The organism is Pseudolactococcus laudensis (assembly GCF_013449735.1).
Lineage (GTDB): Bacteria > Bacillota > Bacilli > Lactobacillales > Streptococcaceae > Pseudolactococcus > Pseudolactococcus laudensis.
The window spans coordinates 1-1,914 of record NZ_JACBNY010000062.1 but is presented as its reverse complement, the minus strand read 5'-3'; the positions used below and the strand labels follow the sequence as shown (position 1 = coordinate 1,914).

Below are 1,914 nucleotides of genomic sequence, written 5' to 3'. Positions count from 1 at the left end.
GAATAAACAGTCAAGTGGCGTCTGTAACATAAAGAAAAACACAGTAGACTATGCTTAGTTTTCTGTGTTTTTTTCTAATTTCATTTAGAGGTGAATTAATTGGTAGTTATTAGAGGTGCCCTTTATAGTCCGAGTCGGTTTGAGTATTCAAATAAAGCAATATTGAAGCGGTAACTTGTCGCTTTCCCTTTTCAACTTGGCTAACTTGACCTGCATTACCTAGGTCACTTTGCTTTAAATTATACTTTTTTCTTAAACATTTGATACGAGTAGGTATTTCTTGTGAGTAATTTTCATCAAAAAATTTCATAGATAAGCCCCCTATAAACATGGAAAAGTAGTAAAAATAGTTGTTATCCTAGTTGATTAAAAAAATCTCTGATTTCCTCATCTTTTATAAAATAATATATAATTTTCCCCTCTCTTCTAGTGTCCAAGATGTTTTGATTGGCTAGTTTACGAAGATGGTGGGAGGCAGATGCCATACTGAGATTTAGTAAACAGGCTATATCGCAGACACAGAGTTCTTCAACAGCAAGGAGATAAAAGATGATATTTATCTGTTTATTATCGGTAAACTTTGATAAAATGTGAAGTGATTTTTGGACTTTTTCCTTTTCAAGGTAGTTCGTGGCGGTTGTAACATTTTGTTGATTTATAACATTCACTTGGCAGATACTATCTTTTTTCAAAATATTTTCTCCTAGTCTAACACAGTCCATAGCATGTCAAAACTGTTATTTTCAATCAGGATATATATCCCCAATCCTAAATAAACAACGGCAATAAACCATCTGCTATATTTTTCCAAAGTTTCTTCAACAGAAGGGACTTGTGCCAATTTTTGGGCAGAAAAAACCAAGAGACAAATCATGACTAGAAAGGTAAGTAAAGCCACTATCAAATTCGCTAAATTTAAGGTAGTAAAATATGGGACAAAGACACCAATATTGTCAGCACCACAACTTGCAAAAGTAATCATAGCGACTAGAAAAATCAGGTTTTTATTATCTTTGCTCAAACCTTCTTTGGCAATAGCTTCTCCATCAGAATCTCCTAAAAGCAAAACTTTGAGGCCTAGGAAAATTGGAATCAAACCGAGCAAACCTAAAATCTCTTTACTAGGAATATAATCTAAGACAAATGCAAAAAACAAACTTAGCAATATTAGACTAACAGAGCCTAGAAATTGTCCTAAATATATGTTAATGATGTCTTTTCTGCTTTTTCTTTTGGCAAAAAATAACATTAGGATAATAAGTAAGTCTACGGCTGTCCCAGAATACAGGATTATTGAAGTAACAACATTTTGAATCATAAAACACCTCATTCAAATATATTTTTGATTGTATTTTAACATTAAACTTTGTAGATGTCAACTTCAGCTCCACCAAAATATAGATAAAAAGTTAGTGTACCAAATATTAAAAAGCCCTGCCATCGAAATGATAGCAGGGCTTAACTTCAATATCCAAATGATATATTCATCTAAAAAAGGTAGAGTAAAAGGTAGAGTTCTTATTGATTTATATTGCAATGTAATGAACTTTAAAAATTCAAAAATCGCTTAAAATCAATGTTTTGACGTCTAATGACGTGTAGTGAACCCCTTACTTAACTTCAGTAAAGATAAAGTTCAGGGTGACAAAGTTGTAAAAGAGTCAATATCAATAAGTTTTATTAATCGACTAGGTATTTTTATAGGTGTTGTGGGTGCTATAATAAGGTATTGGTAAACAACTGATGTTGGTATTTGTCGAAAAATTATTGGAATTAAATAGAGAAGGGATCTCTATGAGTGTCAGCTATGGAAACATGCTATTCACCTTTATAAAAAATTTGGTTTTGAGGTAGTAGAGTGTAGAAGTGATGATATTTTAATGATTCTGGGTTTGAGTTCAAAATCATTTGGAA

Annotated in this window: 3 protein-coding genes and 1 pseudogene; 1 reads left to right on the top strand and 3 read right to left on the bottom strand. The window is 31.9% G+C overall.

The window, feature by feature from the left end:
- Positions 1-124 precede the first annotated feature (124 nt).
- The 3 genes and pseudogenes from HZR21_RS11470 to HZR21_RS11460 all read right to left on the bottom strand — a co-directional run.
- Positions 125-310 (bottom strand): annotated as a pseudogene (locus HZR21_RS11470) (hypothetical protein); the annotation flags it as partial.
- 43 nt (positions 311-353) lie between these two features.
- Positions 354-692 (bottom strand): Cd(II)/Zn(II)-sensing metalloregulatory transcriptional regulator CadX, encoded by a 339-nt coding sequence (cadX, locus tag HZR21_RS11465; protein ID WP_031367148.1) that lies wholly within the window; start codon positions 690-692, stop codon positions 354-356.
- Positions 693-703: 11 nt separating this feature from the next.
- Positions 704-1,318: a CadD family cadmium resistance transporter gene (locus tag HZR21_RS11460; protein ID WP_058147822.1), complete on the bottom strand. Its 615-nt coding sequence runs from the start codon at positions 1,316-1,318 to the stop codon at positions 704-706.
- Positions 1,319-1,346: 28 nt separating this feature from the next.
- Here HZR21_RS11460 and HZR21_RS11860 point away from each other — a divergent pair, with 28 nt between their 5' ends.
- Positions 1,347-1,571: a FanG protein gene (locus tag HZR21_RS11860; protein ID WP_072353678.1), complete on the top strand. Its 225-nt coding sequence runs from the start codon at positions 1,347-1,349 to the stop codon at positions 1,569-1,571.
- Positions 1,572-1,914: the final 343 nt, after the last annotated feature.